This is a genomic window from Tritonibacter mobilis F1926, assembly GCF_000376545.2.
In the GTDB taxonomy this organism is placed as follows: Bacteria; Pseudomonadota; Alphaproteobacteria; order Rhodobacterales; family Rhodobacteraceae; genus Epibacterium; species Epibacterium mobile.
Genome location: NZ_CP015231.1, coordinates 871,838 through 896,066 on the forward strand (window position 1 = coordinate 871,838; position 24,229 = coordinate 896,066).

General features: G+C 57.9%; 21 protein-coding genes. 11 read left to right on the forward strand and 10 right to left on the reverse strand.

Features of this window, described 5'->3' with window-relative positions; all coding sequences use genetic code 11:
• Positions 1-27 precede the first annotated feature (27 nt).
• Positions 28-960, forward strand: a complete 933-nt coding sequence (locus K529_RS19605) for an AEC family transporter (RefSeq protein WP_005614841.1) — start codon at positions 28-30, stop codon at positions 958-960.
• Between the two features lie 123 nt (positions 961-1,083).
• Entirely contained in the window at positions 1,084-1,629 is a 546-nt protein-coding gene (locus tag K529_RS19610; protein ID WP_005614844.1) for a peroxiredoxin, read from the forward strand.
• A 75-nt stretch (positions 1,630-1,704) separates the two neighbouring features.
• Here the strand turns inward: K529_RS19610 and K529_RS19615 are convergent, their stop codons facing one another.
• From K529_RS19615 to K529_RS19645, 7 genes are all read right to left on the reverse strand, one after another.
• Complete coding sequence (locus K529_RS19615) at positions 1,705-3,096, reverse strand: M20 family metallopeptidase (RefSeq protein ID WP_005614846.1); 1,392 nt, start codon at positions 3,094-3,096, stop codon at positions 1,705-1,707.
• On the reverse strand, positions 3,093-4,658 hold the full coding sequence (locus K529_RS19620; RefSeq protein ID WP_005614848.1) for a gamma-glutamyltransferase family protein: 1,566 nt from the start codon (positions 4,656-4,658) through the stop codon (positions 3,093-3,095). Before K529_RS19620 ends, K529_RS19615 begins: the two co-directional genes overlap by 4 nt.
• A complete protein-coding gene (locus K529_RS19625; RefSeq protein WP_005614850.1) occupies positions 4,655-5,638 on the reverse strand; it encodes an ABC transporter ATP-binding protein in 984 nt (327 codons plus the stop codon). Before K529_RS19625 ends, K529_RS19620 begins: the two co-directional genes overlap by 4 nt.
• Positions 5,635-6,630, reverse strand: coding sequence for an ABC transporter ATP-binding protein (locus tag K529_RS19630; RefSeq protein ID WP_005614852.1), 996 nt, complete (start codon positions 6,628-6,630; stop codon positions 5,635-5,637). The genes K529_RS19625 and K529_RS19630 overlap by 4 nt, the downstream gene beginning before the upstream one ends.
• Positions 6,631-6,633: 3 nt before the next feature.
• On the reverse strand, positions 6,634-7,530 hold the full coding sequence (locus K529_RS19635) for an ABC transporter permease (RefSeq protein WP_005614853.1): 897 nt from the start codon (positions 7,528-7,530) through the stop codon (positions 6,634-6,636).
• Position 7,531: 1 nt separating this feature from the next.
• Positions 7,532-8,449 (reverse strand): ABC transporter permease, encoded by a 918-nt coding sequence (locus K529_RS19640; RefSeq protein WP_005614855.1) that lies wholly within the window; start codon positions 8,447-8,449, stop codon positions 7,532-7,534.
• Positions 8,450-8,551: 102 nt separating this feature from the next.
• Positions 8,552-10,075, reverse strand: coding sequence for an ABC transporter substrate-binding protein (locus K529_RS19645; RefSeq protein WP_005614856.1), 1,524 nt, complete (start codon positions 10,073-10,075; stop codon positions 8,552-8,554).
• A 153-nt stretch (positions 10,076-10,228) separates the two neighbouring features.
• Between K529_RS19645 and K529_RS19650 the strand changes: the two genes are divergently transcribed.
• Positions 10,229-10,990 (forward strand): IclR family transcriptional regulator, encoded by a 762-nt coding sequence (locus K529_RS19650; protein ID WP_005614858.1) that lies wholly within the window; start codon positions 10,229-10,231, stop codon positions 10,988-10,990.
• A gap of 35 nt (positions 10,991-11,025) precedes the next feature.
• Here the strand turns inward: K529_RS19650 and K529_RS19655 are convergent, their stop codons facing one another.
• Both K529_RS19655 and K529_RS19660 read right to left on the reverse strand, forming a co-directional pair.
• Positions 11,026-13,527 (reverse strand): ATP-binding protein, encoded by a 2,502-nt coding sequence (locus K529_RS19655; protein WP_005614860.1) that lies wholly within the window; start codon positions 13,525-13,527, stop codon positions 11,026-11,028.
• A gap of 6 nt (positions 13,528-13,533) precedes the next feature.
• Complete coding sequence (locus tag K529_RS19660) at positions 13,534-14,256, reverse strand: response regulator transcription factor (protein WP_005614861.1); 723 nt, start codon at positions 14,254-14,256, stop codon at positions 13,534-13,536.
• 235 nt (positions 14,257-14,491) lie between these two features.
• On the opposite strand from K529_RS19660, the gene phnD reads away from it, so the two are divergent.
• The 8 genes from phnD (at position 14,492) to K529_RS19700 (ending at position 23,202) form a co-directional block, all read left to right on the forward strand.
• Positions 14,492-15,472 (forward strand): phosphate/phosphite/phosphonate ABC transporter substrate-binding protein, encoded by a 981-nt coding sequence (gene phnD, locus K529_RS19665; RefSeq protein ID WP_005614863.1) that lies wholly within the window; start codon positions 14,492-14,494, stop codon positions 15,470-15,472.
• A 134-nt stretch (positions 15,473-15,606) separates the two neighbouring features.
• Positions 15,607-16,380 (forward strand): phosphonate ABC transporter ATP-binding protein, encoded by a 774-nt coding sequence (gene phnC / locus K529_RS19670; RefSeq protein WP_005614864.1) that lies wholly within the window; start codon positions 15,607-15,609, stop codon positions 16,378-16,380.
• On the forward strand, positions 16,377-17,171 hold the full coding sequence (gene phnE / locus K529_RS19675; RefSeq protein WP_005614866.1) for a phosphonate ABC transporter, permease protein PhnE: 795 nt from the start codon (positions 16,377-16,379) through the stop codon (positions 17,169-17,171). The genes phnC and phnE (K529_RS19675) overlap by 4 nt, the downstream gene beginning before the upstream one ends.
• Positions 17,171-17,980, forward strand: a complete 810-nt coding sequence (phnE, locus tag K529_RS19680) for a phosphonate ABC transporter, permease protein PhnE (protein ID WP_005614868.1) — start codon at positions 17,171-17,173, stop codon at positions 17,978-17,980. Before phnE (K529_RS19675) ends, phnE (K529_RS19680) begins: the two co-directional genes overlap by 1 nt.
• 151 nt (positions 17,981-18,131) lie before the next feature.
• On the forward strand, positions 18,132-19,319 hold the full coding sequence (locus K529_RS19685; RefSeq protein WP_005614869.1) for a pyridoxal phosphate-dependent aminotransferase: 1,188 nt from the start codon (positions 18,132-18,134) through the stop codon (positions 19,317-19,319).
• A 107-nt stretch (positions 19,320-19,426) separates the two neighbouring features.
• Complete coding sequence (tviB, locus tag K529_RS19690) at positions 19,427-20,710, forward strand: Vi polysaccharide biosynthesis UDP-N-acetylglucosamine C-6 dehydrogenase TviB (protein ID WP_005614871.1); 1,284 nt, start codon at positions 19,427-19,429, stop codon at positions 20,708-20,710.
• A 19-nt stretch (positions 20,711-20,729) separates the two neighbouring features.
• Positions 20,730-21,680, forward strand: coding sequence for an asparaginase (locus K529_RS19695; RefSeq protein WP_005614873.1), 951 nt, complete (start codon positions 20,730-20,732; stop codon positions 21,678-21,680).
• Between the two features lie 100 nt (positions 21,681-21,780).
• The gene (locus K529_RS19700; RefSeq protein ID WP_005614875.1) at positions 21,781-23,202 is read left to right on the forward strand and encodes an alanine/glycine:cation symporter family protein; all 1,422 of its coding nucleotides are present in this window, start codon (positions 21,781-21,783) and stop codon (positions 23,200-23,202) included.
• 46 nt (positions 23,203-23,248) lie between these two features.
• On the opposite strand, the gene K529_RS19705 is transcribed toward K529_RS19700, so the two are convergent.
• Entirely contained in the window at positions 23,249-24,172 is a 924-nt protein-coding gene (locus K529_RS19705) for a MurR/RpiR family transcriptional regulator (protein WP_005614877.1), read from the reverse strand.
• Between the last annotated feature and the right edge of the window lie 57 nt (positions 24,173-24,229).

The window sequence follows — 24,229 nt, forward strand, 5'->3', positions numbered from 1 at the left end:
ATTCTAAAAGACCGGGACGACAGGCTTATGATTTTCAACCTTATCAATGTCGTCTTGCCGGTTTTTGTCGTGGTCGGCATCGGCTACGTACTGACCCTGCGCGGGATGTTCCAGCAAGTCCAGATGGACGGTTTGATGAAATTCGCCCAAGGTGTTGCGATCCCGTTTCTGCTGTTTCGCGCCATGGCTGGGATCGATCTGCAATCCGGTTTTGACCCGCGCTTGCTGATCAGCTTCTACATTGGCGCGGGGGCCTGTTTCTTTGCGGGCTTCTTTGGCGCACGTCTCATTTTCAAACGCGACTGGGAAGATTGTGTCGCCATCGGTTTTTGCTGTCTGTTTTCAAATTCGGTGCTGCTGGGTCTGCCAATTACCGAGCGCGCCTTTGGGCCGGATGCGTTGGTCGGCAACTACGCCATTATCGCGTTTCACTCGCCGTTTTGCTACGCGCTTGGCATTACCGCTATGGAAGTCATTCGCAACCGGGGGCAGGGCGGTCTGCGCACCGTGAAATCTGTTTTCCGGTCGATCTTTAAGAACAACCTGATCATTGCAATCCTCGCCGGGTTTGCGGTGAACCTGTCGGGGTTGAGCATCCCTGAACCGGTGGATGAGGCGCTGGCGCTGGTTGCCAAAGCGGGTCTGCCGACTGCGCTTTTTGCGCTAGGCGGGATCATGGTGCAGTATCGGCCAGAGGGAGATTTGCGCACCATCGCAATGGTTTGCTGTATTGCGCTGCTGCTGCATCCGGCCATTGTCTATGGGCTGGGGTCTGCATTGGATGTGCGCCAGGACCTGTTCCGATCCGGGGTTATGAATGCGGCCATGGCGCCCGGTGTGAATGCTTATATTTTTGCAAATATGTATGGCCGCGCCAAACGTGTGGCGGCCTCTTCGGTGCTGATTGCAACCGCGTCCAGCGTGGTGACCGTACTGCTGTGGCTGACGCTCCTGAGCTAGCCAAAATAGGTGTGGGGCAGGGGGATTGAATCACTGTGGTGAAGTTTTTCCAGCCCCCTTGCACCCCCTGCCAGATGCGGTAAGACACGGGCTGAAAATTCCAAATCAGTTCAAGGATCTCCCATGTTTGCTGGACAAAAACTCCCCCAGGTGACCTTCCGCACCCGCGTTCGCGACGACAGCATCGAGGGTCCGAACCCGTTCCGCTGGCAGGATATGACCACCGCGGATTACTTCGCGGGAAAGCGCGTGATCCTGTTCTCGTTGCCGGGTGCTTTCACCCCCACTTGCTCCACCTACCAGTTGCCGGGCTTTGAAAACGGGTTTGAAGACTTCAAAGCCGAGGGCATCGACGAAATTTACTGCATGTCGGTCAACGACAGCTTTGTGATGAACAAATGGGCCGAAGCACAGGGCATCAAGAACGTCAAAGTGATCCCCGATGGCTCCGGCGAGTTCACCCGTAAAGTCGGCATGCTGGTTGCCAAGGACAACCTCGGCTTTGGCATGCGCTCCTGGCGGTATGCGGCCATCATCAACGATGGCGTTGTAGAAGCCTATTTTGAAGAGCCCGGCCGCGACGACAACCACGCCGAAGATCCCTATGGTGAATCTTCGCCGGAAAACCTGATGAAGCACCTGAAAGAAAAGGTCACCGAAGCAGCGTAAGCCGCTCTGGAGCATTTCAAGAAAAGCCCCGCAAGATGACTTGCGGGGCTTTTTGCGTTTGCGATCATATCGGTGTCAGGACTTTGGTCCGCCCTGTTCTCCGAGATCCCAGAATACGCCTGCCATCACCCGCAAGGCATCGCGGCAGACAGGTTTTAGCACATGTTCGTTGGGCGCGTGTTGCGAACAGCCACGGTAAGAGTGCGGCACCCAGATCGTCGGAACCTCCAGAATATCGGTGAAACTGTCGTTTGGCAGCGAGCCTGCGAGGTTTGGCAATACATGCAACTCTCCGGAGGTCTTGCGGATCGAGTCGCCCACAAACTGCGCCCAAGGGTGCTCGGGGTCCAGACGCGTTGCAGCAAAGAACCCGCGATCGTGGCAGCGGATCTCGACATTTTCAAACCCATGCGCATCAAGGTGACGGCGCAGGGCAGGGACCACGTCTTCGGGAGCGGTGCCGACCACGTAGCGCAACTGACAGATGGCGCGCGCCCAGCCGGAGATCGCATTGACCGGCGCATCCGGCACGCCGGACACCATCGCCAGAACGGTAAAGCTGTTCCAGCCAAAGACACGTTCTGCCGGGGTGAGGTCTTCTTCGCCCCAATCCGGGTTAACCGCCGGCCCCTGACCGCCTGCGACGGGCAAGTCCTTCAGGGCGGCGCGCACACTGTCCGTAAGGCTGTCGGGGCGCCATTCGGGAACTTTGATCTGGCCGCGCACATCGGTGATGCTGGCCAAAGCATGTGCAAGGATCATCGCCGGGTCAGACAGCAACCCACCCCAGTTGCCCGAGTGATGCGCGCCCTCGTGTGTTTCCACCACCAGATCAAAGGTGGTGCCGCCGCGCGACCCCATAAACATGGTTGGAACTTCGGGCTGCAAGCGCGGACCGTCCGAGGCGATCAGAACATCCGCGGTCAGCCGATCCTTATAGGCCTTGAATACTTCGGGCAGACCGACCGAGCCGACCTCTTCGCTCATTTCAAGCACGATGCGGGTGTTGAAACCAAGGCTGCCGCGTTCTGCCACAACGGCCTCAAGGGCGGCGATGTTGATCAGATGCTGACCTTTGTTATCCGCAGTGCCGCGTCCATAAAGGCGGTCGCCTTCCTCAACAATCTCCCAAGGTGACAGACCCTCGCGCCACATGCCGTCCTGTCCGAGCACCGCATCGCCGTGACCGTAGGTCAGCACGGTGGGCAAATCGTCGCCCTCCACGCGTTCGCCGATCAAGAGCGGGCCGCCTCTGGGATCTGGGTTGTCGATGATTTCACAGCTGAACCCGAGCGCGTTCAGGCGTGGCAGCATGGCTTGTTCGAGGTAGCGCTGACATTCGGAGCGGGCTTCGGGGGCGTCGCTTTGGCTCTCGCTGCGATAGGTCACGAGATCTGCAAGATCGGATTGGAACTGTCCGGCCTCAAAATAGTCGGTTACGCGGGAAATGGCGGCGTCGCGGCTCATAGGTCGTCCTCGGAGATTGCGTCGCCCCATGGCGACATGATTTCGGTGCAGCCGCTGTTCATATCTCCCTTGCGCATCACACCTGCGGGGCAGGCAAAGGCATAAGGGGATACGGTGCGGCGCGTGGTGCTGGTGGGTTTTTCCTCGGCAAGCGCAGAGAGAACCTCAGGGGGGAGGGTTTCATCTGCGATGATCTGGTCACCGCCTGACATGTCGATGCGCGGTGTGTGAAAGGCCTGTTCCACATCCATTTTGCCATCAACCATGAATGACGCCATCTGAGAGACGGCAGAGACGATTTTCCGCCCTCCTGACGCCCCCAATGCAAAGCGTTTGTCACCAACGCTACCCAGCACCGGGCAGACATTCATCAGGCACGCCTTATTGGGAGCCAAGGAGTTTGGACGCCCTTGTTCGGGATCAAACCACATGATGCCGTTGTTCATCAGGAATCCCGTCGCAGGGGAGACCACGCGGCTGCCGAAGATCGACAAAAGCGTTTGGGTGTGGGTGACCATGTTTCCGTCGCGGTCCACCACCGAAAAATGGGTGGTGCAACCGGGGGCTTCTGGCACCTCGCCGTCATCGCCCATTTTGCCGAGACGTTCCGCATAGGCCCGGTCAAGGGCGCGGGCATAGGCTACGTAAGTTGCCGCTGGTGTCGATAGGTCCGCACCTTCCAGTTGCTCCATCACCCGCGCGAATGTGGGACCGGCGGTGAGGCCCGGCATCACGTGGAACTGGGCATCGCGGTAGGAGACCGGTTGCGCGGCCCCCATCCAGGCCTTGTAGCCTGCGAGATCCTCGGCGGAGAGGTAACCACCTTTGTCCTGCACGTCGTGGGCCATAGCTTGTGCCAGATCGCCCTCATAGAAGCCGCGCGCGCCAGATTGAGCGATATGGCTCAGCGAGTCTGCCATGCGGCTTTGATCGAGGCGATTGTCGGGAACTGCGGTCCAGCCGGACCCTTTGGGCCAAATGCCGTCGTCCAGAAACAAGGCTGCCGCGTCCGGGTCGCGGGCCAGATTGCGCGCGGTGGAGGCGATCAAGAGTGCGGCGTACCAGTCTACCAGCATGCCCTCTTTGGCGTGGGCAATGGCAGGTTCAAGCAGGTCTGCCCAAGGCATCTTGCCCCAGCGCGCATGTGCCTGCCCAATACCATCGACAGTGCCGGGAACGGCGATCGCGGTTGCGCCTTCGACGTTGCGATCGTCGACCACCCGTTCCCATGGGAACAAATCGCCCGCCTTGCCATCGCCCGAGAGCGGGTAGTTGGCAACATCCAGACCTTTGGGCGAGCGCATGCCAAAGTTGATCGCCACCGCCTCGCCTGTGTCTGCGCGCCAGTGGATGGCTGCACCGCCCCCAGCAGGGCCGCTCATCCACGGTTCCAGCACCCCCACCACAAAGGACGTCGCAACTGCAGCGTCTACGGCATCGCCTCCGGCGCGTAATACGGCTGCGCCTGCTTCTGCGGCTTGTCGGTGCTGAGAGGCGACCACACCGCCGGCGGTCTCAATGACGTGTTTGCGGGTGACTTGCGTCTTTGACAGAGCACTCATGCTGCATCCTTTCGCGTCATGGGGCTATCTGGGTCTGCCAAATGGCATTCGACATGGCCGTGATCTGTCTTGATCGGGCGTGGCGCGACAGTTTTGCAGTGCTGTGTCGCCAGCGGACACCGTGGATGGAATGCGCATCCCGAAGGGGGATTGATGGGGTTTGGATAGGCCGTACCAAGCGCTGTTTCCGGCACGCCAAGCCCCGGCTCAGGCGTCAGAACCGAACTCAGGAGTGCGCGCGTGTAGGGGTGCTTGGGATTGTCAAAGAGTTCTGCAACCGGGGCCTCTTCGACGATCCGACCCAGATACATCACCGCCACGCGCGTCGCCAGATGTTCGACAACCGCAAGGTCATGGCTGATGAACAGATAGGTGAGACCAAATTCGCGCCGCAGATCGCCCAGAAGGTTGAGGATCTGGCTTTGTACCGAGACATCCAAGGCCGAAGTCGGCTCGTCGCAGATCACGATTTCGGGCTTCATCACCAATGCACGCGCAATGGCGACGCGCTGGCGTTGACCGCCGGACATCTGGCTTGGGTAGGTGTTCATGACTCGCTGCGGCAGCCCGACGATATCCAGGATGTCCTTCACCGCCTTGGTCTGGCTGGCGCTGTCCCCGATCTTGTGCACCCGCAAGGGCAGCGAAATGATATCGTAGATCGACTTGCGCGGATTGAGCGAGGAATAGGGATCCTGAAAGATCGGCTGCAAGCGTCCTGCCAGACCGCGCCGGTCCAGCGTCTCCATCGACTCGCCATCAACCAGAACCTGACCAGAGGTGGGTTTCTCCAGTCCGAGCAAGAGCTTGGCTAATGTGGATTTGCCACAGCCGGACTCGCCCACCAGCCCCAGGACCTCGCCCTTGCCGAGCGACAGTGAGACGTCGTTGACGGCCGTCAGCGGCTTGCGCGCTCCGAACAGGCCCTGCTTGACGCTATAGGTTTTCTTTACCCCATCTAGGGTTAGAACATCACTCATGCCGCCTCTCCTTCTTCGGATAGCGCCCCGTCGGGGTGGATGCATTTGAATTCATGGCTGGCGTCGCCCCGCAGCGGGATATCCGCGCGACATTCCGGGCGGGCATGTGGGCAGCGGGTGCGGAACACACAGCCGCTGACCTCGCCAATCAACGAGGGCACAATGCCTGGAATGGTGCCAAGGGGTGCGCCGCGTTCGGTCTTGCCGGGCTGCGGGATGCAGCGCAAAAGCCCGCGTGTGTAGGGGTGGCTGGGCGTTGCAAACACCTCTGCTGCGGGGCCGGTTTCGACCAATTCACCCGCATACATCACGGCCACTTTATCCGCCACGCGCGCCACGACGCCGAGGTCATGGGTGATCAGGATCATGGCCATGTTCATCTCGCGCGTGAGGTCCACCAACAACCGCAGGATTTGTGCCTGAATGGTCACATCAAGCGCGGTGGTCGGTTCATCCGCGATCAGCAGGTCCGGTTCACACATCAAGGCCAAGGCGATCATCACCCGTTGCCGCAGACCACCGGACAGCTGGTGGGGATATTGCGACAGGCGGCTTTCGGCGGCGGTGATGCCGACCTTTTCAAGCAGTTCAATCGCGCGCGCCCGAGCGACGGATTTGCTGACCTTGCGATGCAGCAGCAGCGTCTCGGTCAACTGATCGCCAATGGTGTAGGCCGGATTGAGCGAGGTCATCGGTTCCTGAAAGATCATCGCGATCCGGTTGCCGCGCAGATCGCGCATCACCCGGCGATTGGCGGTTTGCAGATCGACATTGTCAAACCGCATCTCATCGGCCTGACGTTTGATCGACTTGCCCAAAAGCCCCATTACCGCGAGCGATGTGAGAGATTTGCCAGAGCCACTTTCGCCAACGATGGAAAGGGTTTCGCCGCGTTTGAGATCAAAATCAATGCCACGCACCGCGTGCAACGTGCCGCTGCCGGTCGGGATGTTGAGGGTCAGGTTCTTTACGGAAAGAAGCGTATCGGTCATGGGTCAGCTCCGTCCTTCGGGGGCGGTGACGTCACGCAGTCCGTCGCCCATCAGATTGATCGCCAGCACCAGCAAGAAGAGCACAGCGCCGGGGATGAGAACGAGCCATGGCTCGAACAGCATCATGTTTTTGCCTTCGCTCACCATCAGGCCCCACGAAGGGGTCGGCGGTTGCACACCAAGGCCAAGGAAGCTCAATGCCGCTTCGAGCAAGATCGCATGGGCCATCTCCAGCGTGATCACCACGATCAGGTTGTTGAAGATGTTGGGCATGATTTCGGACAGCAAAATGCGCGGAGTAGAGGCACCGATGACCTGCGCGGCGGCCACGTAGTCGCGGCGGCTGATCTGCAAGGTTGACGCCCGCATCACCACGGCGAAGCGGTCCCACAAAAGGAGGCCAAGAACGCAGACCACGACCGTCAACGAGCCGCCGAGGATCGCCACGACAGCGAGCGCCACCAACACCACGGGCATCGCCAATCGCACATTGATGAGGAAGGTGACAACCGCGTCGACCTTGCCACCAAAGTAGCCAGCGGCCACCCCCATGGCGGTACCGATCACGCCCGAAATGAGCGCGGCCACAGCACCGATCAGCAGCGAAACACGCGCGCCGTAGATCAGGCGCGACAGATAATCCCGGCCCAGATGGTCGGTGCCGAGCGGGTGTTCCCATGTGCCGCCCAGAAACACCGGCGGTACCATGCGGTTCATCAGGCTTTGTTCGTATGGGTCGTGGGGGGCCAGAACCGGCGCAAGTATGGCGATGACAACCAACAGGCCAACCACGATCAGGCCAAAGATAAGCCCTTTGTGACCAAGAGCACGCAGCTTCAGCATCTGGCGCGGCGTCGGCCCTTGGACTTCTTGATAGAGAGGATCAGTCGCGTCGGTCACGTCAGGAACTCCGCATTCTTGGGTCCAGCCAAGCGTTCAGAACGTCGGCAAGGAAGGTGAAGACAATGTAGAACATCGAGAAAACGAGGATCAGCGCCTGCACGGTGGGCAGGTCGTTGCGGGCAATGCTCTCCCATGCGAGGAAACCCGCGCCATGCAGTGCAAAGACGGATTCCACAACGATAGAGCCACCCAGCATAAAGCCCATCTGCACCGCAGCGAGGCTGACCACCGGGATGATCGCATTGCGCAAAGCGTGTTTGAACAAGACCCGTCCTTCGCCTGCACCCTTGGCGCGGGCTGTGCGGATGAAGTCAGAGTTCAAGACGTCCAGCATACCCGCACGGGTCAGGCGCATGATCGCGGGCATCGCATAATAGCCCAGCACGATGGTCGGCATGATGAAATGGCGCCACGTTGCAGCACCGGATGGCGGCAACAGACCAAGTTGAATTGCAAAGACCACGATGAGGATCAAACCAAACCAGAAGGAAGGCATCGCCTGACCTGCAACGGACAGGAACAGTGCCACGCGATCAATGAGGGAGTTGGGGCGGATGGCTGCGGCGACGCCAAGCGGAACCGCCGTCAGAAGTGCGAAGGTGATACCACAGACGCCGAGCAGCATGGTGACTTGCAGGCGCTCTGCGATCAGGCTGGCAACGGGGAGCTTGAAATAATAGCTCTCGCCAAAATCGCCTCGAATGGCCGAGAACAGCCATTCGCCATATTGCACCAGCATCGGGCGGTCAAAACCGTAGACGCGGCGGATGGCCTCGATGTCTTCGCCACTTGCGGTTTCACCGGCAAGGGCAGCGGCGGGATCACCGGACAGGAACAGCAGCGAAAAACTGATGAAGCTGACCGTAAAGGCGACCAGCAGAGCCAAGCCCAGTCTCTTCAGGATGAAAGGAAGCATAAGTTACCTCGGGCGTCAGGCCTCAGGCCCGCGCATCTGGGGTTGTGTCTTAAGGGGGATGTCGGAAATCGAGGGGGCAGTTGCCCCCTCAACCGGGAGTGATCAGTTCCAGGACATGTCCACGAACCGCAGAACCTCATCCGCGGTGGGCGTGTAGCTTATGTCGCTGGTGAACACATAGTTGGTGTTGTAGCTGAACATCGGCGCCCAATAGGCTTCGCCGGTGATTTTCTTGATCGCCTTGGTGTAGTATTCGATCCGCTCGTCCGGGTTGGTGGAGCTATCGGCCACGTTCAGCCACTCCAGCACCTCGTCGTCACGGGTGCTGTCGAGCGAGCCGTGCTTGAAGAACTGGCTGACCATCGCGGATGCATCATTGATCGAGTAGCTGCCCCATGTCTGGAAAGACAGCGGAACGTCGCCCTTCATGTTCAACTCGCGCAGTGCGGAATACTGCAGCATCTTGAAGTCGGTCTTGATACCCACGGCGTTCAGATAAGAGACGATGGCCTCTGCGTACTGGCGGTCGCGATAGGCGTAGAACTCGGTCGAGAACCCGTCAGGATACCCTGCTTCTGCCAGAAGCTCCTTGGCTTTTTCGGGGTTGTACTCATAGGTGGTCACGTCCTGCACGCAGCCGAACTGGCTGGGGAAGCATGGCGTGTTCACAACCTGACTGGAGCCTTTCAGCAAAGCATCCACAAGCTCCTGACGGTTGATCGCGTAATTGACCGCTTCACGCACCTTGGCTTTGGTAAAGGGGTTGTCCTCACCGGAACGTCCAGCAGAGTCCATTTGCAGATAGCCGACGCGCATGGTGGATTCGTTGGCAACGGTGAACTGCCCCATTTGGCCAAGTTTCTCGGCCTGATCCGCAGGCACCTGCCAGATCAGATCAAGCGAGCCGGAAAACAACTCTGCCATCTGGGTGTTCACATCAGGAATGGTGCGGATGTCGATTTTCTCGATTTCCGGCTGCCCTTTGGGGCTGTCGTGATAGTTTTCATTCGCTTCCAGAACGAAATGCTGACCCGGAACCACTTCGGTGACCTTGTAAGGGCCGGTGCCGATGGGCTTCAGGCCCATGCCGGAGGGGCCAGCCTCGGCGTAATATTCATTCGGGTACATCGAGACGGGACCGGAGAGGAACTCAATCGCCGCCGGGAATTTTTCTTTCAGCAGGATGCGAACGGTGTAGTCGTCGACTTTCTCAGCCGATTTCATCCAGTTGACGTTGCGCTGGGTTTTGACGCCGTTTTCTTCCTTTGCAACAAAGTTCACGGTGTAGACGACATCATCCGCGTTGAAGGGCTCTCCATTGTGGAAGGTCACGCCCTCACGCAGCTTCAGTTCCAGCGTGGTGTCGTCGATCCATTCCCAACTTGTCGCGAGGTTGCCGATGTATTCGTTGGTTTGCGGATCACGGTAGATCAGCCCATCCCAAACCGCACGCTGCATAACCACACCTTCGCGCGATGAATTGAAGTAGCTGTCAACGTTTTCCAGCTCTTTGGTGAAAGCCACGTTCAAGGTGCCCGAAGCCTTCTCGGCCAAAACAGGCATGGCAGTGGTCGATGCCAATGTGAGCGCAACAAGCGCCGAGCGGGTGAAAGAAAGATCAATCATGTCATTTCCCTGTCTAATGCGATGGAGTGATTGAAGTATCATTATTTGATACTTATGATTGTTATTTGACCATCATACTCAGAGGCTGCCGGTTTCAGTCAAGTCTTTGTTACGTTCGAATTTTGTGAGTCACCGCTGAAACGGGGTAAAAGAATGGAAAAGAAGCAAAATCCTCTGTTCGTGGGGACACTGGCCAAAGGGCTGCGATTGTTGCGGGCGTTTGACGAATCACATGTGTCGCTTTCTTTGGCGGAACTGGTGGCGCGCACCGGACTGGAGAAAAGCGCCGTGCAGCGAATGGCGCATACGCTCCATCACGAGGGGATGTTGGAGCGTGACCCCGGCACACGCCGCTACAGGCCAAGCCATGCGTGGCTTGAGCTGGCCTACGCCTATTATTGGTCCGATCCGCTGATTTCGCGCGCATTGCCCAAGCTGGTGGAATTCAGCCGTGCCTACGGAGAAACGGTGAATTTGGCGCAGATTTCCGGGGATCATATCATCTATTCCCTGCGCCTGCCCAACCAGCGCACACAATTTGCAGCCAGTATCGTCGGGCGCCGCCTGCCAGCGCTTGGCACGGCATCGGGCCGCGTCATGCTCGCCACTTGGTCCGAGGAGGAGGTGACACGTGCGCTGGAAAACTGGCCAATCCGCTCCGCCACGCCCAAGACGATCACGGATCGCGAGGCCATTGCCGAAGATATTGCCCGTGCCAAAAACGATGGCTACTCGATCACGGATGGCCAGATGATGTTGAATGAAGTCAGTCTTGCGGTGCCGGTGATATCTATCGATGGCCGGGCGAATGCCGCCGTGCAGGTTTCTGTCTCCAGCCTGACCTATGATGAGGCGCGCCTGAGAGGTGAGATCCTGCCAGCGTTACTAGACACTGCAGGGGGCATTCCCGGCTGATTAGAGACGTCTCGGTTGATCCGAAACGGGCATGCTTAAGCCTGCGGACGCAGCAGGTCTTGTATCTTTGCGGTGGTCATCGGTTTTTCAATTCGACCGAGATGGGCCACATCCTGGAGTGTGGCGGGCATGCCAGTGATCCGGCGGGTCGACATGACTATGAGATGGCAGTCCGGGCGTTTGTCTTTTGCCAATTCCAGTATTTCCCAGCCGGATGCGCCGTGATCGAGATTAAGATCGCTCACCACCAAATCGAGCAGGGGTAATGTTCTGAGCGCTTGCGCGCCGTCGTTATAGGTTTGTGCCTGATGCACAGCCCACCCAAGCTGTGTCAATATCTCGACCGTGGACCGCAGATGGCTGGGATCATCGTCTACCACCAACGCATGACCGGAGCCATTGCGAGCCTGCGCTATGGGTCCTGTCTCTGTCTGCCCCGTAAGTGGCGGAAAGGACAGGCGTATCTCTGTTCCGATGTTCTCTTGTGAGGATAGTGACATTTGCCCCCCGGACTGGTGAACGAAACCGTCAACCATAGACAGGCCCAGCCCGGTGCCATTGCCATCGCTGCGATGCGTAAAGAACGGCTCTGTCGCGTGCTGCAGGACCTCTGGTGACATGCCACATCCTGTATCGCGGATGCGAATACATGCTCCGTCCGTTGCGTCACGTGTGACTGCTATGTGGATACTGCCCGCCTCACTGATGGCCTGTCCCGCGTTGACGCATAGATTAAGAATCGCGCTTTCCAACTGACCCGGGTCAACTTTGGCCAGAACCGGATCGACGGGTAGGTCGAAATGCAGCGCGACGCTCTCGGGGAGGGCGATCTCCAACAGATCTGCCATGCCCTCGATCAGTTGAGCCACATCGGTGACCTGTGGTTCCAGATGCTGTTTTCGTGCAAAGGCGAGCAGGCGCTCTGTCAGCGACACGCCGAGGTCTAGTGCGGCGCCGATGCGTTCGCGTACGCGACTTGCGTTTTCTTCGGTCGCCGTGGACAGCAGATGCATATTGCCGGAGATGCTCGACAGGATATTGCCAAAATCATGCGCAACCTCGCCTGTGACCTTGCCAAGCGTCTCTACACGGCGGATTTCTTCCAGCCGTTCATCGATGCGCTTGCGTTCTGTGGTTTCCGACAACAGCCAGACCGCCCCCCCATCAGGCAGCGGAGAATGGCGCAACTCCAGCACATGGCCGGAGGCATCGGCATATTCCTCAAAGCCACCGCGTTCATGTGCGGTGGCTTGGCGGGTGAAGGCAGACCCCGCGATCAGATCATCCATCCGTAATGGTGGCGCGTTCTCCTCTGACGTCACGCGGAGGAGTTTTCGAAGGTTCTCGTTCTCCGCTTCGATCTGACCATCGACCGATGTAATGGCGACACCATCCTGAATGTTGCGAAAGACTCGGGAAAACAGCGCATTTTGGCGGCGAATTTCACCGGTGCGCCGATCGAGTTTTCGAGCGTTGTCACGAAAGACCTGAAAGGCGGCAAACAGCTGACCAATCTCGTCATCCGAGACACGCGCGCGTGGAAGGTCGCTGCTGTGATCCCCGGCTGCCAATGTGCGCATAGCATTGGCAATACGCCGCAAATTCCCTGCCACATACCTTGAGACATAAAGAGACGACGTCACAGCCACCAGCAAACTCATCGCCGTGAAAATCAGAAAAGATTTTTTTGCGATACCAAGGTTGGAAGAGGTCTCCGCACGCGCCTGCGATAGGCGGGCTTCGGCCTGTGTGACCTTCTCTTCGGCAAAGGTGGAGATGCGGCCCGCCTCCTGACGAATGCGAAACAATGCGTTCTCCGCATCAAGGCGCGCTGCAAGCTCATTGTGTTTGAGGACGAACAGCCCGGCGCTTCTCGCGACCGCTTGCTGAATTTCTGCGAAGGTCTGTTGGTGGACGGGCTGAATTCGAGGCGTGATCTGTTCACGCAATACCCTGTAACGGCGCGCAAATTCGCCGAGTTCGATCAACGCCTCTGCCCGTCCGGCACCAAGCGCACTGGCGGTGAGTTGCTGCAACTCCGCCCAGATCTCACGTTCAGAGAGCGGCAGTGATCCGTCACCGGCGTGCCTGCGTGCGCGCTGATTGAGGCGTAGCATATCTCTGTCGATGGCGGTGAGGTCAGCTTTGCGTGCAGTTTGCGGAACCAATGCGGTGGTCAGGTCTTCGATCGCGAGGCTTAAGCGTGCCAGAGGAAGATCCAGCGCCGGATCAGTTGCCGCATGCGCCTCAATCAGGCGCAGGTTTTCGCGCACGTTTTGCGCTTCTTGTTCCAGCTGAAACGGTGGGAAGAGCGCGTATAGAAACGGTGCCGAGGTTGCGAGGTCAGCGGCGCGACGCGATAGGTCCAATGCGTCGGAGACTTCGCTCAACGTGTCTTGATGCAAGACATTCATCCAAAGCTCAGTGCGATTCAGAACGCGCAAACCGATGACACTCACCAGTAAGATGAGCGCAAACATCACTGCGATTGCAGCGGAAAGGCGAAAGCGGACGCTGAGACTGGAGAGTGCAAACATAGCAGATCAGGTCGCGGCTAGATGAAAGATGTACCCCTGCGCGCGACGAGTCTGCAAATGAACGGGTTTTGAGGGCACCTTTTCGATCTTGCGACGCAGGCGCAGGATCAACACGTCAATGGTGCGATCCACATAGCGTTGCATATCAGACCCGAGCTCTTCCAAAAGCTCGGGGCGCGGGATCACCCGGTCCGGGTTCTTGGCAAAATATTCCAGCAAGCGGTATTCGGCATTGGTGAGCGGGATCTCCTCACCTTCGGTGTCGAGCAGGCGGCGGGACTGGACGTCGATCCTGAGAGTGCCAAAAGCGATGTCTTGCCCCGGAGAGACACTTGGCCGGGCGGTGCCATGACCATAACGGCGCAGCACCGCGCGGATGCGGGCCACCAATTCGCGCGGGTTGAATGGCTTGATCAGGTAGTCATCTGCGCCTGTTTCCAATCCGATGATCTTGTCGATCTCATCTCCGACGCCTGTGAGCATCACAATCGGGATTTCATAGCGTTCGCGAATATGGATCGCGAGTGTCAGTCCAGACTCGCCGCGCAGACGTAGATCGATCAGCGCCAGATCTACCGGCGGTGGGTCTCCAAGGGCGTGAAAACCCGCGATGTCAGCGCAGCATGTTGGCGCAAAGCCGCTGTCGCGCATCAATGCAGACAGCGTTTCACGCATATTCGGATCATCGTCCACGATGGCAATAAGCGGCTCACTTTTATCTGCCTGCATGATCCCCTCCTGATGATCTGCGCCTGATCGGTTTTCTATTGAGTGCTGCAAAATAGCACGAGGTTTAAGTCCCTGCGTTTGCATTTGTAATATTGTTAACATTAAACCGTCGTTTCGATTGTTCCGTTAACAGAACGCGCCTCGCATCGGGTCTGGTGTCGCTCCTATCGTGCCGGGGTCTGCGCCATGCCTTCGCGAGAGTCGTTGCGGGGTGGGCGACATAAGGGAGGACACTATGACTAAAATTATAACCCGTGCCGCTGCAGCACTCGGCATCCTGTCCGCAACCGCATTTGCGGCAGCCGCCGAAGATTGTGCCGAGCGTGGCGCGCTGGACGTTCTGTATTGCGACGCCAATGGCGATCTGGTTGCAGATACGCCAACCGATCCGGCGGAACTGAGCAACCCCGACACGCTGGTCTTTGCCTATACACCGGTCGAAGATCCCGCAGTTTACGCCGACATCTGGGAGCCGTTCATCGCGCATCTGGAAGAAACAACAGGCAAGGATGTTCAGTTCTTTGCGGTGCAGTCCAACTCTGCCGAGGTTGAAGCTATGCGCTCTGGCCGTCTGCATGTGGCGGGTTTCTCCACCGGTCCAACCCCATTTGCGGTGAACCTCGCAGGCGCTGTGCCTTTCGCCATCATGGGCGCTGAGGATGGTCAGTTTGGCTACAAACTGCAGGTCTTCACACAGGCGGATAGCGACATCAAGGATGTGAAGGATCTGGCCGGTCGCCGCGTCGCGCATACCTCGCCAACCTCCAACTCCGGCAACCAGGCGCCGCGCGCGCTGTTCCCGGATCTTGGCGTCGAGCCAGACAAGGATTACGAGGTGATCTATTCCGGCTCGCATGACCAGTCGATGCTGGGTGTGGTTGCGGGCGATTACGATGCCGCACCGGTGGCGTCGGAAGTGGTCGACCGGATGGCCGAACGCGGTCTTTATGATCCTGCAGACGTGCGCAAAATCTGGGAAAGCGATCCGTTCCCGACAACTTCGTTCACCCTTGCACATAACCTCGACCCGGAACTGGCAGAAAAGATCAAAGAAGCGTTCTTCTCCTTTGATTTCGAAGGCACCAAACTGGGCGACGAGTTTGAGGGCGTGAGCAAGTTCATCCCGATCACCTATAAGGATCAATGGGCGGTTATCCGTCAGATCCAGAAGTCCAACGGCGTAGAATACACCCCTCAGGGTCTCGCCGGGAAATAATCCCACCACAATCGAAACAGCCCGGTCAGCATTGGTCTGGCCGGGCGCCTTTCGCGGCCTCCCGTGCGTCTCTGCCTCCTGTGTCAGAGGGCATCGCGGCAGAGGCGGGGCCGCGCTATGTCCGGGAGACCGTCATGCTGAAGATTTCCAAACTGGCCAAACGCTATGGATCGGGTGATCCTGTGTTGAAAGAACTCGATCTGACTGTGGAAGGGGACCAGCTCACTTCCGTGATCGGCTCGTCAGGCGCAGGTAAAAGCACATTGCTGCGCTGCATTAACCGTCTGGTGGAACCCACGTCCGGGTCTATTGATCTGAACGGTACAGAGTTTACCACCCTAAGCCGCCGAGAATTGCGTGCGGCGCGCCGCCGGATCGGGATGGTGTTTCAGAGCTTCAACCTGATTGACCGGCTGACGGTGATGGAAAACGTACAGTCCGGGCGGTTGGGCTATATCTCGACGTGGGCGGCCCTGACCCGGCGCTACCCGCGCGAGGACATTCGCCACGCCTATGAACTGATGGAACGCGTGGGGATCGCCCATTACGCTGACAAACGCGCCGACGAACTGTCTGGTGGTGAACGCCAGCGGGTTGGTGTGGTGCGCGCGTTGATGCAGCGCCCCGAGATCCTGCTCGCGGATGAACCAACGGCCTCGCTTGATCCCAAGACCTCCGAACAGATCATGTCGCTGCTGCGGGATCTGGCCAGCGAGTTGAAACTGCCAGTGATCATCAACATTCACAACGTCACCGAAGCCAAGGAATACAGCGACCGCATCGTAGGTATGCGTTATGGTCGGATCATCTTTGACGACTTGCCCGAGAAATTGGGCAAGGGCGAGATGGACGAGATTTACGCAGGTGTGCCAGCAGAGGACCGTGCGCAGGTCGGGGCGGCGGCATGAGCGCGATCAAGGACACATGGCGCAAGCCGCCGTTCATTTCCAACCCGATCGTGCGTTACGGCTTTTATGCTGCGGTCGCGATTTACTTTGTGGTGACACTCGCAACATTGCCTATCGATTGGGCGCGCGTTTCAGACGGTATGACACGGGCCCAGCGGATTTTCAGCGGGGCGTTCCCGCCCAGCTTTGAGCGTTCGGGCTTGTTGATTGATGGCTTTCTGGAAAGCCTGAAAATCGCGATCCTTGCCACCGTGGGCGGCATCGCAATCTCGGTGCCATTGGCGTTCATGGCGGCAAGCAACATTTCGATCCGTCCGATCTACCTGTTGGGCCGGGGCATCATCATTGTCGCGCGCAGCTTTCACCCGGTGATCGTCGCGATCATCTTTGTCAAGGCGGTCGGTTTTGGCCCCTTTGCCGGGGCGCTGACACTGGTGGTCTACTCTGTTGGATTTGTTGCCAAACTGCTCGCAGAACGCATCGAGGAGATCGACTTTGGTCAGGTGGAGGCCATGCGCTCTGCTGGGGCGGGGTTCATCGCCACGCTGGCCTATGCGGTGATGCCGCAGATCATGCCACGTCTGGTTGGTTTGGGGATCTACCAACTCGACAGTAACCTGCGCGCCTCTGCCGTGGTGGGGATCGTTGGTGCGGGCGGGATCGGCGCGACCCTCGCCAATGCCTTTGGCCGCTACGACTACGACTTTGCCCTCGCCATCACCATGGTCATCGTCGGCGTGATCCTCGTCTCCGAGGCGGTGAGCGGATTTATCAGAAAGCGGATTGCATGATGACCAGTCAGTCTTTGAACCAAACCCTCGACCACTGGTCTCGTTTCACTCTGCGTCAAAGAATGATGCGCTATGGTGGTTTTGCGCTGACCTTGCTGGTCGTCGCATGGGCCCTGAGCAGTATCGATGTGATCTGGGAATGGGTCTGGGATGCCCCCTCGCAGATGGGCGACCTGTTCGGCCGCATGATGCCGCCGGATCCCAGTAATCTGCCCTCGATCCTTGAAGCGATCTGGCAGACGGTCAATATTGCCACACTGGCCACGATGATCGCCGTGGTGGTTTCGCTGCCTGTGGCGTATATCGCGGCGCAGAACACCACCCCGAACAAGTTCGCGCTTTGGGTCGGCCGCTTTATCCTCGTGTCCTCGCGGTCGGTGAACACCATTATCTGGGCGCTGCTGTTCGTGGCAATCTTTGGCCCCGGCATCGTGGCGGGGATCGTGGCGATCATGTTCCGCTCCATCGGTTTCCTCGGCAAACTCCTCGGCGAGGCGATCGAGGAAATCGACCGCAAGCCGGTAGAGGCGCTGGAAGCCTGTGGCGCGTCGCGTTTCAAGGTTGTTCTCTACGGTATTGTCCCACAAGTGATGCCGGCGTTTTTTGCAGTGGCCATCCTGCGCTGGGATATCAATTTGCGAGAATCCACAGTGCTGGGTCTTGTCGGGGCTGGCGGTATCGGAATGATCCTGCAGGGCGCGATCGACACCTTTAACTGGCCAGAAGTATCGATGGTGTTGCTTACCATTCTTGCACTGGTGGTGTTTGGTGAGGTGGTGTCTTCTTACCTGCGGAAAAAGATCCTCTGATCTGAGGGTAGTATTCCTCCCCTATCAAGGCCCCGGTTTTACCGGGGCCTTTTTTATGTGCCATCTCGGACTTTGCAGGATTGTCTTTGACTTGTCGCACAGTTGTATAATAGTGATCTGGTGAAATGCAGTGCGCGCGGAGACAATGGCTATGAAGACCACATCAATCACTCGTCGTCTCGCGGATCTTGGTGGGGCCAAGTGGGATTTGCACACAGCCGCAAGAGAGCGTCTGGACCGGGGTGAGCAGATTGTTGAGATGACAATTGGTGAGCCCGACGTGCCATTGCCGGACGCCTTGAAACGATCAGCTATCGCCGCACTTGAGGCCGGGCGGACCCAGTATTCGAATGGGCGCGGTGAAAACGGCCTGAGAGAGGCGCTGGCAGAGATTTATTCCACCCGCCGTGGGCGACGGTTTGATCGCGACAATGTATTGTGCTTTCCGGGCACGCAAACGGCACTTTATGCCGTGATGCAAGGCGTCGCAGAAGCGGGCGATGAGGTGCTGGTCGGAGATCCGCTCTATGCCACGTATGAGGGCGTTATCCGTGCAACAGGTGCAGAAATGGTGTCTGTACCGCTCAAGCCGGAACACGGCTTTCGGATGCAGCCGGCGGATATTGAGGCGCGGGTCACCAGCCGGACCCGTGCGATCTTGCTCAATACGCCGCATAATCCGACCGGCGCGATTTTGCGGCCTGCGGAACTGGAGGCAATTGCCGAGATCGCGCTGAAGCATGATCTTTGGCTGATCTCCGACGAGGTCTACGAAGATCTCGTTTTTGATGGCAACCGTTTCACATCACCGCTGGCACTGCCCAATATTGCTGATCGTGTGATTGCCGTTTCCTCGATTTCCAAGTCCCACGCAGCGCCGGGATTGCGCAGTGGCTGGGCCATTGGTCCTCGGGCGTTTATGAATGTGCTGCTGCCGGTGTCTGAAACAATGCTGTTTGGCAACCAGCCTTTCATTGCGGATATGACCGAGCATGCCATCCGAGCGGGATCGCCCGTGGCGGCAGGGATGCGACATCGTTTTGCCAAACGCGCAAAGTATCTGGCAGATCGATTGGAAGCTGAGACCGCGCTGCGCGTACATCGCCCGGAGGCGGGCATGTTTGCGTTGGTGGATGTGAGTCCACTTGGCATGGATTGCGATAGTTTTGCTTGGGCGCTCCTTGATAAAGCAGGGGTTGCAGTTATGCCCGGTTCGTCCTTTGGTGCTCATTTAATGCATTGGGTGCGACTTGCTCTGACGGTTGATGATGCCGCTATGACGCAGGCTGTGGACCGGATTTCCGAATTTGCGCAATCCGTTTCTGTTGCGGCAGAGTAGGGCGCTACAACACAAACTGGCGAGTGTCGGTTGAAACCTCTCCATGGCGCGTTTTATGAAGTGTCACTTCGGGTCAAGTGGACTCGTGAACTGCAGGAGAGTCCAAGATGGCAGACCGCCAGCTGGCTGACGAACAGATTTGTATCATTGGGCTCGGGTATGTTGGCTTGCCGCTTGCCGTTGAATTTGGGCGCAAACGCCCTGTGGTTGGTTTTGATATCGACCAAAGTCGAATTGATGAGTTACGTCTCGGCAAGGATCGAACGCGCGAAATCGACAGCGCGACGCTTAGATCCGCAGATCACCTGAACCTGACGGCTGAGATTTCAGAGATTGCTGACGCGTCGATCTATATCGTCACGGTGCCAACGCCGATTGACGCGACCCGTCGCCCGGATCTGGGACCGCTGTTGTCGGCGACGCGCACGGTGGCGCAAGTTCTGAAAGCTGGCGATACCGTCATATATGAATCGACAGTCTATCCCGGCGCGACCGAAGAAGACTGTGTGCCCTTGCTTGAGGAAATTTCAGGTCTCACTCTCAATATGGATTTTGGGGTTGGATATAGTCCTGAGCGGATCAATCCCGGCGATAAAACCAGACGCCTGCCAGATATCATCAAAATAACCTCTGGTTCGTCTGCAGAGACGGCCGACAAGGTTGATGCGCTTTATGCCAGCATTGTTACCGCCGGCACATATCGCGCCGATAGCATTCGCGTCGCCGAAGCGGCCAAAGTCATCGAAAACAGTCAGCGCGATATCAATATTGCCTTGATCAATGAGTTGGCGAAGATCTTCAACCGGATGGACATCGACACCGAGGCGGTTCTGAATGCAGCAGGTACCAAGTGGAACTTCCTGAACTTTCGTCCCGGCCTTGTGGGCGGGCACTGTATCGGTGTGGACCCGTATTACCTTACGCATAAAGCTCAGGAAGTTGGCTATCATCCAGAGATTTTACTCTCGGGGCGCAGGCTCAATGATGGAATGGGGGCCTATGTTGCGCAACAGATGATCAAGGCGATGCTGAAGCGCAGAGTGCCGGTCGTGGACTCACGGGTTTTGGTGATGGGGCTGACATTCAAAGAGAACTGTCCGGATTTGCGCAACACCCGCGTTGTCGATGTAATCGACGGGCTGCGCGATTTTGGCGTTGCTGTTGACGTCTATGATCCACACGCGAACCCTGAAGAAGCACATAAAGAATATGGTCTGGAACTGATCGATACACCGCAACCCGCAACCTATGATGGGATGATCCTGACCGTCGCTCATCAGGAGTTTCGGGAAATGGGAGCTAAGGTGCTGCGCTCTTTTGGGAAAGAGGGCGCGCTTCTTTATGATCTGAAGTATGTGCTGCCCGCGACTGATGCGGATTTGCGCCTGTGATTGCAATCAGGAGGTTCAAATGACCATTTGCGTCATCCACACCGGGGGCACCATTGGTATGGCAGCCACCCCTGGTGGGTTTGCGCCAAAAGAGGGCGTGGTTGAGGCCGAGCTAAAGCGCCTGCACGACAGTCGTGAAATCCAGTCCGACTATATTGTGGTGACAGCCGCCCCTTTGATCGACAGTGCCAATGCTACACCTGCGGATTGGAACTGGATCATGAGGCAAATCGCGGCCCATCATGAGGCCTGCGATGGCTTTGTGGTGACACATGGCACCGATACGCTGGCGTTTACCGCTGCGGCGCTGGCGTTTGGCTTAAAGGGCGTGCGAAAACCCGTCATCGTGACCGGTGCGATGCTGCCGCTCACGGAACCGGGCAGCGACGGCAGCGGCAACTTACAAGATGCGTTCTCTGCGGCAGAGAGGGCGGAGCCTGGAGTCTGGGTTCAATTCGCGGGGAAGTTTCTGCATGGCGCGCGTGTTTGGAAATCCCATTCGGTCGCGTTTGATGCATTTAACGCTTCGCCGACAGATAAGGCGCCGGTTCAGCCGGCTGAGCGGTTCAGTTTCTGTGAATATAGTGATGCAACCGCGCTGATTGCAGCCGTCGCGCCCGCGATGAATGCGGACCTCATTGCTTTGGCCGTCGAACATGCGTCAGGGATTGTGTTGCGGTGTTACGGTTCGGGAACGGTGCCTGAAGGGGTGGGGCTGCGCAAAGCAATGTTGCGTGCGCGCGAAAAAGGTGTTCCTGTACTTGCGGTTAGCCAATGCGCGGAAGGCGGGATCTCCTTGGGAACCTACGCGGCGGGCGCAGTGCTGGCACAGGCCGGTGCAATCGACGGGCGAGACATGACGGTAGAGGCGGCCTATGCCAAGCTACTGCACGCCCTGTCGCAAAGCGATGATCCCGCAGTACGGCGCAAACTGCTCGAAACCCGCCTTTGTGGTGAATGGGCCTTATAAAATGGGCACTTTAGGCCCTCTATCGCCGAATTGTGGCGTTGCATCCCCGCATTGAGCCACGTATTCCGCCCGCGTATCATAATGTGAGTGGAGAAACGCTATGCAAGCGCTCGAACAGTTCTTCGGAGTGATCGGAGACCTGACATGGGGATGGTCGCTGGTTCCGATTTTGGTCATATTCGGCACCTTCATCACTGTCGCAACCGGTTTTGTTCAGTTCGAATTCTTCGGGCGCATGTTCCGTGTTCTAACCCGAGGCCGCACCGAATCCGGCAAGATTTCAGCACGTGAGGCACTGTTGGTGTCGGTCGGTGGTCGTGTTGGGGGTGGCAACATCGCAGGTGTTGCTGTGGCGATTACGCTGGGCGGGCCCGGTGCCGTGTTCTGGATGTGGGCCATTGCACTGGTCGGCATGGCCACCAGTCTGGTCGAATGCTCGCTTGCGCAGCTCTTCAAACGAGCGGACCCGTTGACGGGCCAATATCGTGGTGGCCCTGCACGGGCGATCCTGCACGGTTTGGGTGAAAACTACCGCTGGTTGGCGGTGATCTATGCGATCTGCCTGATTGCGGCCTTTGCGCTTGGGTTCAATGCATTTCAAGGCAACACAGTGGCTGGCGCAGCAGAGGCCTCGCTTGGGATCGATCGTATGTGGTCGGCGATTTTCCTTGCGGTTATGACCGGTTTTATCGTTTTCGGCGGCATTCGCCGCATCGCCAAAGCATCTGAAGTCGTGGTGCCTGTTATGGCGGTGGGTTATTTGCTGATGGCGCTGGTTGTGATCCTGACCAACCTCAGCGAGATCCCTTCGGTGTTCAGCGGCATTGTCGCCAACGCCTTTGGATTTGAAGAAGCGGTAAGCGGTGGCATGGGCGCAGCACTTGCGCAGGGCCTGCGCCGCGGTCTGTTCTCAAATGAGGCGGGCTTGGGATCTGCGCCGAACGTTGCAGCGACAGCAGAGGTCAATCATCCGATCAGCCAAGGCATCACGCAGGCATTCTCAGTCTTTATCGATACCATCATCATCTGCAGCTGTACGGCCTTTGTGATTTTGTTGAGCGATGTGTATGTGCCCGGAGCAACTGACATTGACGGTATCGCGCTGACGCAGACTGCAATGGTTTCGCATCTTGGCGAATGGACGCAGTATTTCATGACCTTTGCGATCCTGCTGTTTGCGTTCTCGTCGGTGATCTACAACTATTATCTTGGCGAAAATGCGATCACCGTTCTGACCAAAACGCCTGTGGCAACGATTGTGCTGAAAATCGTTGTTGTCGGGATCGTCTTCGTGGGCGCAGTTGCACCGAATGCCACCTCTGTCTTCTTCTTCTCGGACCCGCTCATGGGGGTCTTGGCGTTGGTGAACTTGCTCGCGCTGATGATGTTGTTCCCCATCGCGTTGCGTGTGCTGCAGGACTTCCGCAAGCAACTCAAAGCAGGTGTTGCACGGCCGGTGCTGCGTCTGGAGGATTTCCCGGATCTTGATCTTGACCCTAGGGCGTGGCCGAACCGCGATTAAGCACAGAACAAATAAACCTGCAGGCCGCCCCAAAGGGCGGCCTATTTTACTTTGGCGGTCTGGTCGGAGCGCGCGGCAAGCGCTTGCCGCTCCAATAGACGCCACTGTCTTGGCGCAGGGATTCATAGCGTGCAATCCGGGTTTGCGTAGCTTTGCCGCCCGCGTCGATCAGATGGGACAAGAGGCTCTCCAAGATCACCATCGCGCCCGATAGGCATCCAAAATGATGGGGAGACTGCGCAGAAAATGTGAGTTGGTGATCCGCCTGAACGCCCGGTGCAATCGTGTCGCTGTCCGAGAGCAAGATAACTGTCGCGCCCGCTTCATGCGCCATGCGGATCGCGCGGATTGTGCTGGTCGAGTAGGGGGCAAAGGTCATTGCGAACAAGCAATCCTCCGGGCCGATATCAAGCAGATCATCCGCCGCATCCCCCATATGCCGCGGCACCAGTTCCAACGTTGGCAGCGCCATGCGACCAACGTAATGGAAATAATACGCCAGCGCATGTGTCGACCTGCTCGCGGTGATGAAACAATGTCGTGCAGAGGTCATCGCAGCAATGAGTGCCGCAGTTCGCTCCGGTGTCATCAGCCGAAGCGAGCGCGCGGTGATATTGAGCGCATTGCGCGCCGCGCGGGCTTGTAGCGCAGATGTGCGACCACCGGTGGCAAGCTGATCGAGCCAGTCCATGCCAAGGTCCGCCTCTCGATCTGTGACCAGCGCGGCCCGAAAGGGCGCGCGAAAACTCTCAAAGCCGGGATAGTCAAAGACTTCGGCGAGTCTGGTCAGCGTATTGGGGCTGACGCCTGCTTTGTCGGCGCTGACCCGGATCGGGTCGAGGCCAAAGTCGCCGGGGGAGTCGATTACATATTTCGCCGCCGTTTTCAGCTTGGGTGGCAGCGTTTCAATACGGGATTTTATTGTACTGAGCAGGCGGTTTGCCTGCTGTGGATCAAACGGTGTGGTCATGGCCTCATCAGATCATATGTTCTGAAGTGTGGATACTCAAAACATATGATCTGTGCG

What these genes read in the sequence shown, in the direction of transcription:
- K529_RS19605 (WP_005614841.1), top strand. Translation starts at nt 28, where the DNA reads ATGATTTTCAACCTTATCAATGTCGTCTTGCCGGTTTTTGTCGTGGTC.
- K529_RS19610 (WP_005614844.1), top strand. Translation starts at nt 1,084, where the DNA reads ATGTTTGCTGGACAAAAACTCCCCCAGGTGACCTTCCGCACCCGCGTT.
- K529_RS19615 (WP_005614846.1), bottom strand. Translation starts at nt 3,096, where the DNA reads ATGAGCCGCGACGCCGCCATTTCCCGCGTAACCGACTATTTTGAGGCC.
- K529_RS19620 (WP_005614848.1), bottom strand. Translation starts at nt 4,658, where the DNA reads ATGAGTGCTCTGTCAAAGACGCAAGTCACCCGCAAACACGTCATTGAG.
- K529_RS19625 (WP_005614850.1), bottom strand. Translation starts at nt 5,638, where the DNA reads ATGAGTGATGTTCTAACCCTAGATGGGGTAAAGAAAACCTATAGCGTC.
- K529_RS19630 (WP_005614852.1), bottom strand. Translation starts at nt 6,630, where the DNA reads ATGACCGATACGCTTCTTTCCGTAAAGAACCTGACCCTCAACATCCCG.
- K529_RS19640 (WP_005614855.1), bottom strand. Translation starts at nt 8,449, where the DNA reads ATGCTTCCTTTCATCCTGAAGAGACTGGGCTTGGCTCTGCTGGTCGCC.
- K529_RS19645 (WP_005614856.1), bottom strand. Translation starts at nt 10,075, where the DNA reads ATGATTGATCTTTCTTTCACCCGCTCGGCGCTTGTTGCGCTCACATTG.
- K529_RS19650 (WP_005614858.1), top strand. Translation starts at nt 10,229, where the DNA reads ATGGAAAAGAAGCAAAATCCTCTGTTCGTGGGGACACTGGCCAAAGGG.
- K529_RS19655 (WP_005614860.1), bottom strand. Translation starts at nt 13,527, where the DNA reads ATGTTTGCACTCTCCAGTCTCAGCGTCCGCTTTCGCCTTTCCGCTGCA.
- K529_RS19660 (WP_005614861.1), bottom strand. Translation starts at nt 14,256, where the DNA reads ATGCAGGCAGATAAAAGTGAGCCGCTTATTGCCATCGTGGACGATGAT.
- phnD (WP_005614863.1), top strand. Translation starts at nt 14,492, where the DNA reads ATGACTAAAATTATAACCCGTGCCGCTGCAGCACTCGGCATCCTGTCC.
- phnC (WP_005614864.1), top strand. Translation starts at nt 15,607, where the DNA reads ATGCTGAAGATTTCCAAACTGGCCAAACGCTATGGATCGGGTGATCCT.
- phnE (WP_005614866.1), top strand. Translation starts at nt 16,377, where the DNA reads ATGAGCGCGATCAAGGACACATGGCGCAAGCCGCCGTTCATTTCCAAC.
- phnE (WP_005614868.1), top strand. Translation starts at nt 17,171, where the DNA reads ATGACCAGTCAGTCTTTGAACCAAACCCTCGACCACTGGTCTCGTTTC.
- K529_RS19685 (WP_005614869.1), top strand. Translation starts at nt 18,132, where the DNA reads ATGAAGACCACATCAATCACTCGTCGTCTCGCGGATCTTGGTGGGGCC.
- tviB (WP_005614871.1), top strand. Translation starts at nt 19,427, where the DNA reads ATGGCAGACCGCCAGCTGGCTGACGAACAGATTTGTATCATTGGGCTC.
- K529_RS19695 (WP_005614873.1), top strand. Translation starts at nt 20,730, where the DNA reads ATGACCATTTGCGTCATCCACACCGGGGGCACCATTGGTATGGCAGCC.
- K529_RS19700 (WP_005614875.1), top strand. Translation starts at nt 21,781, where the DNA reads ATGCAAGCGCTCGAACAGTTCTTCGGAGTGATCGGAGACCTGACATGG.
- K529_RS19705 (WP_005614877.1), bottom strand. Translation starts at nt 24,172, where the DNA reads ATGACCACACCGTTTGATCCACAGCAGGCAAACCGCCTGCTCAGTACA.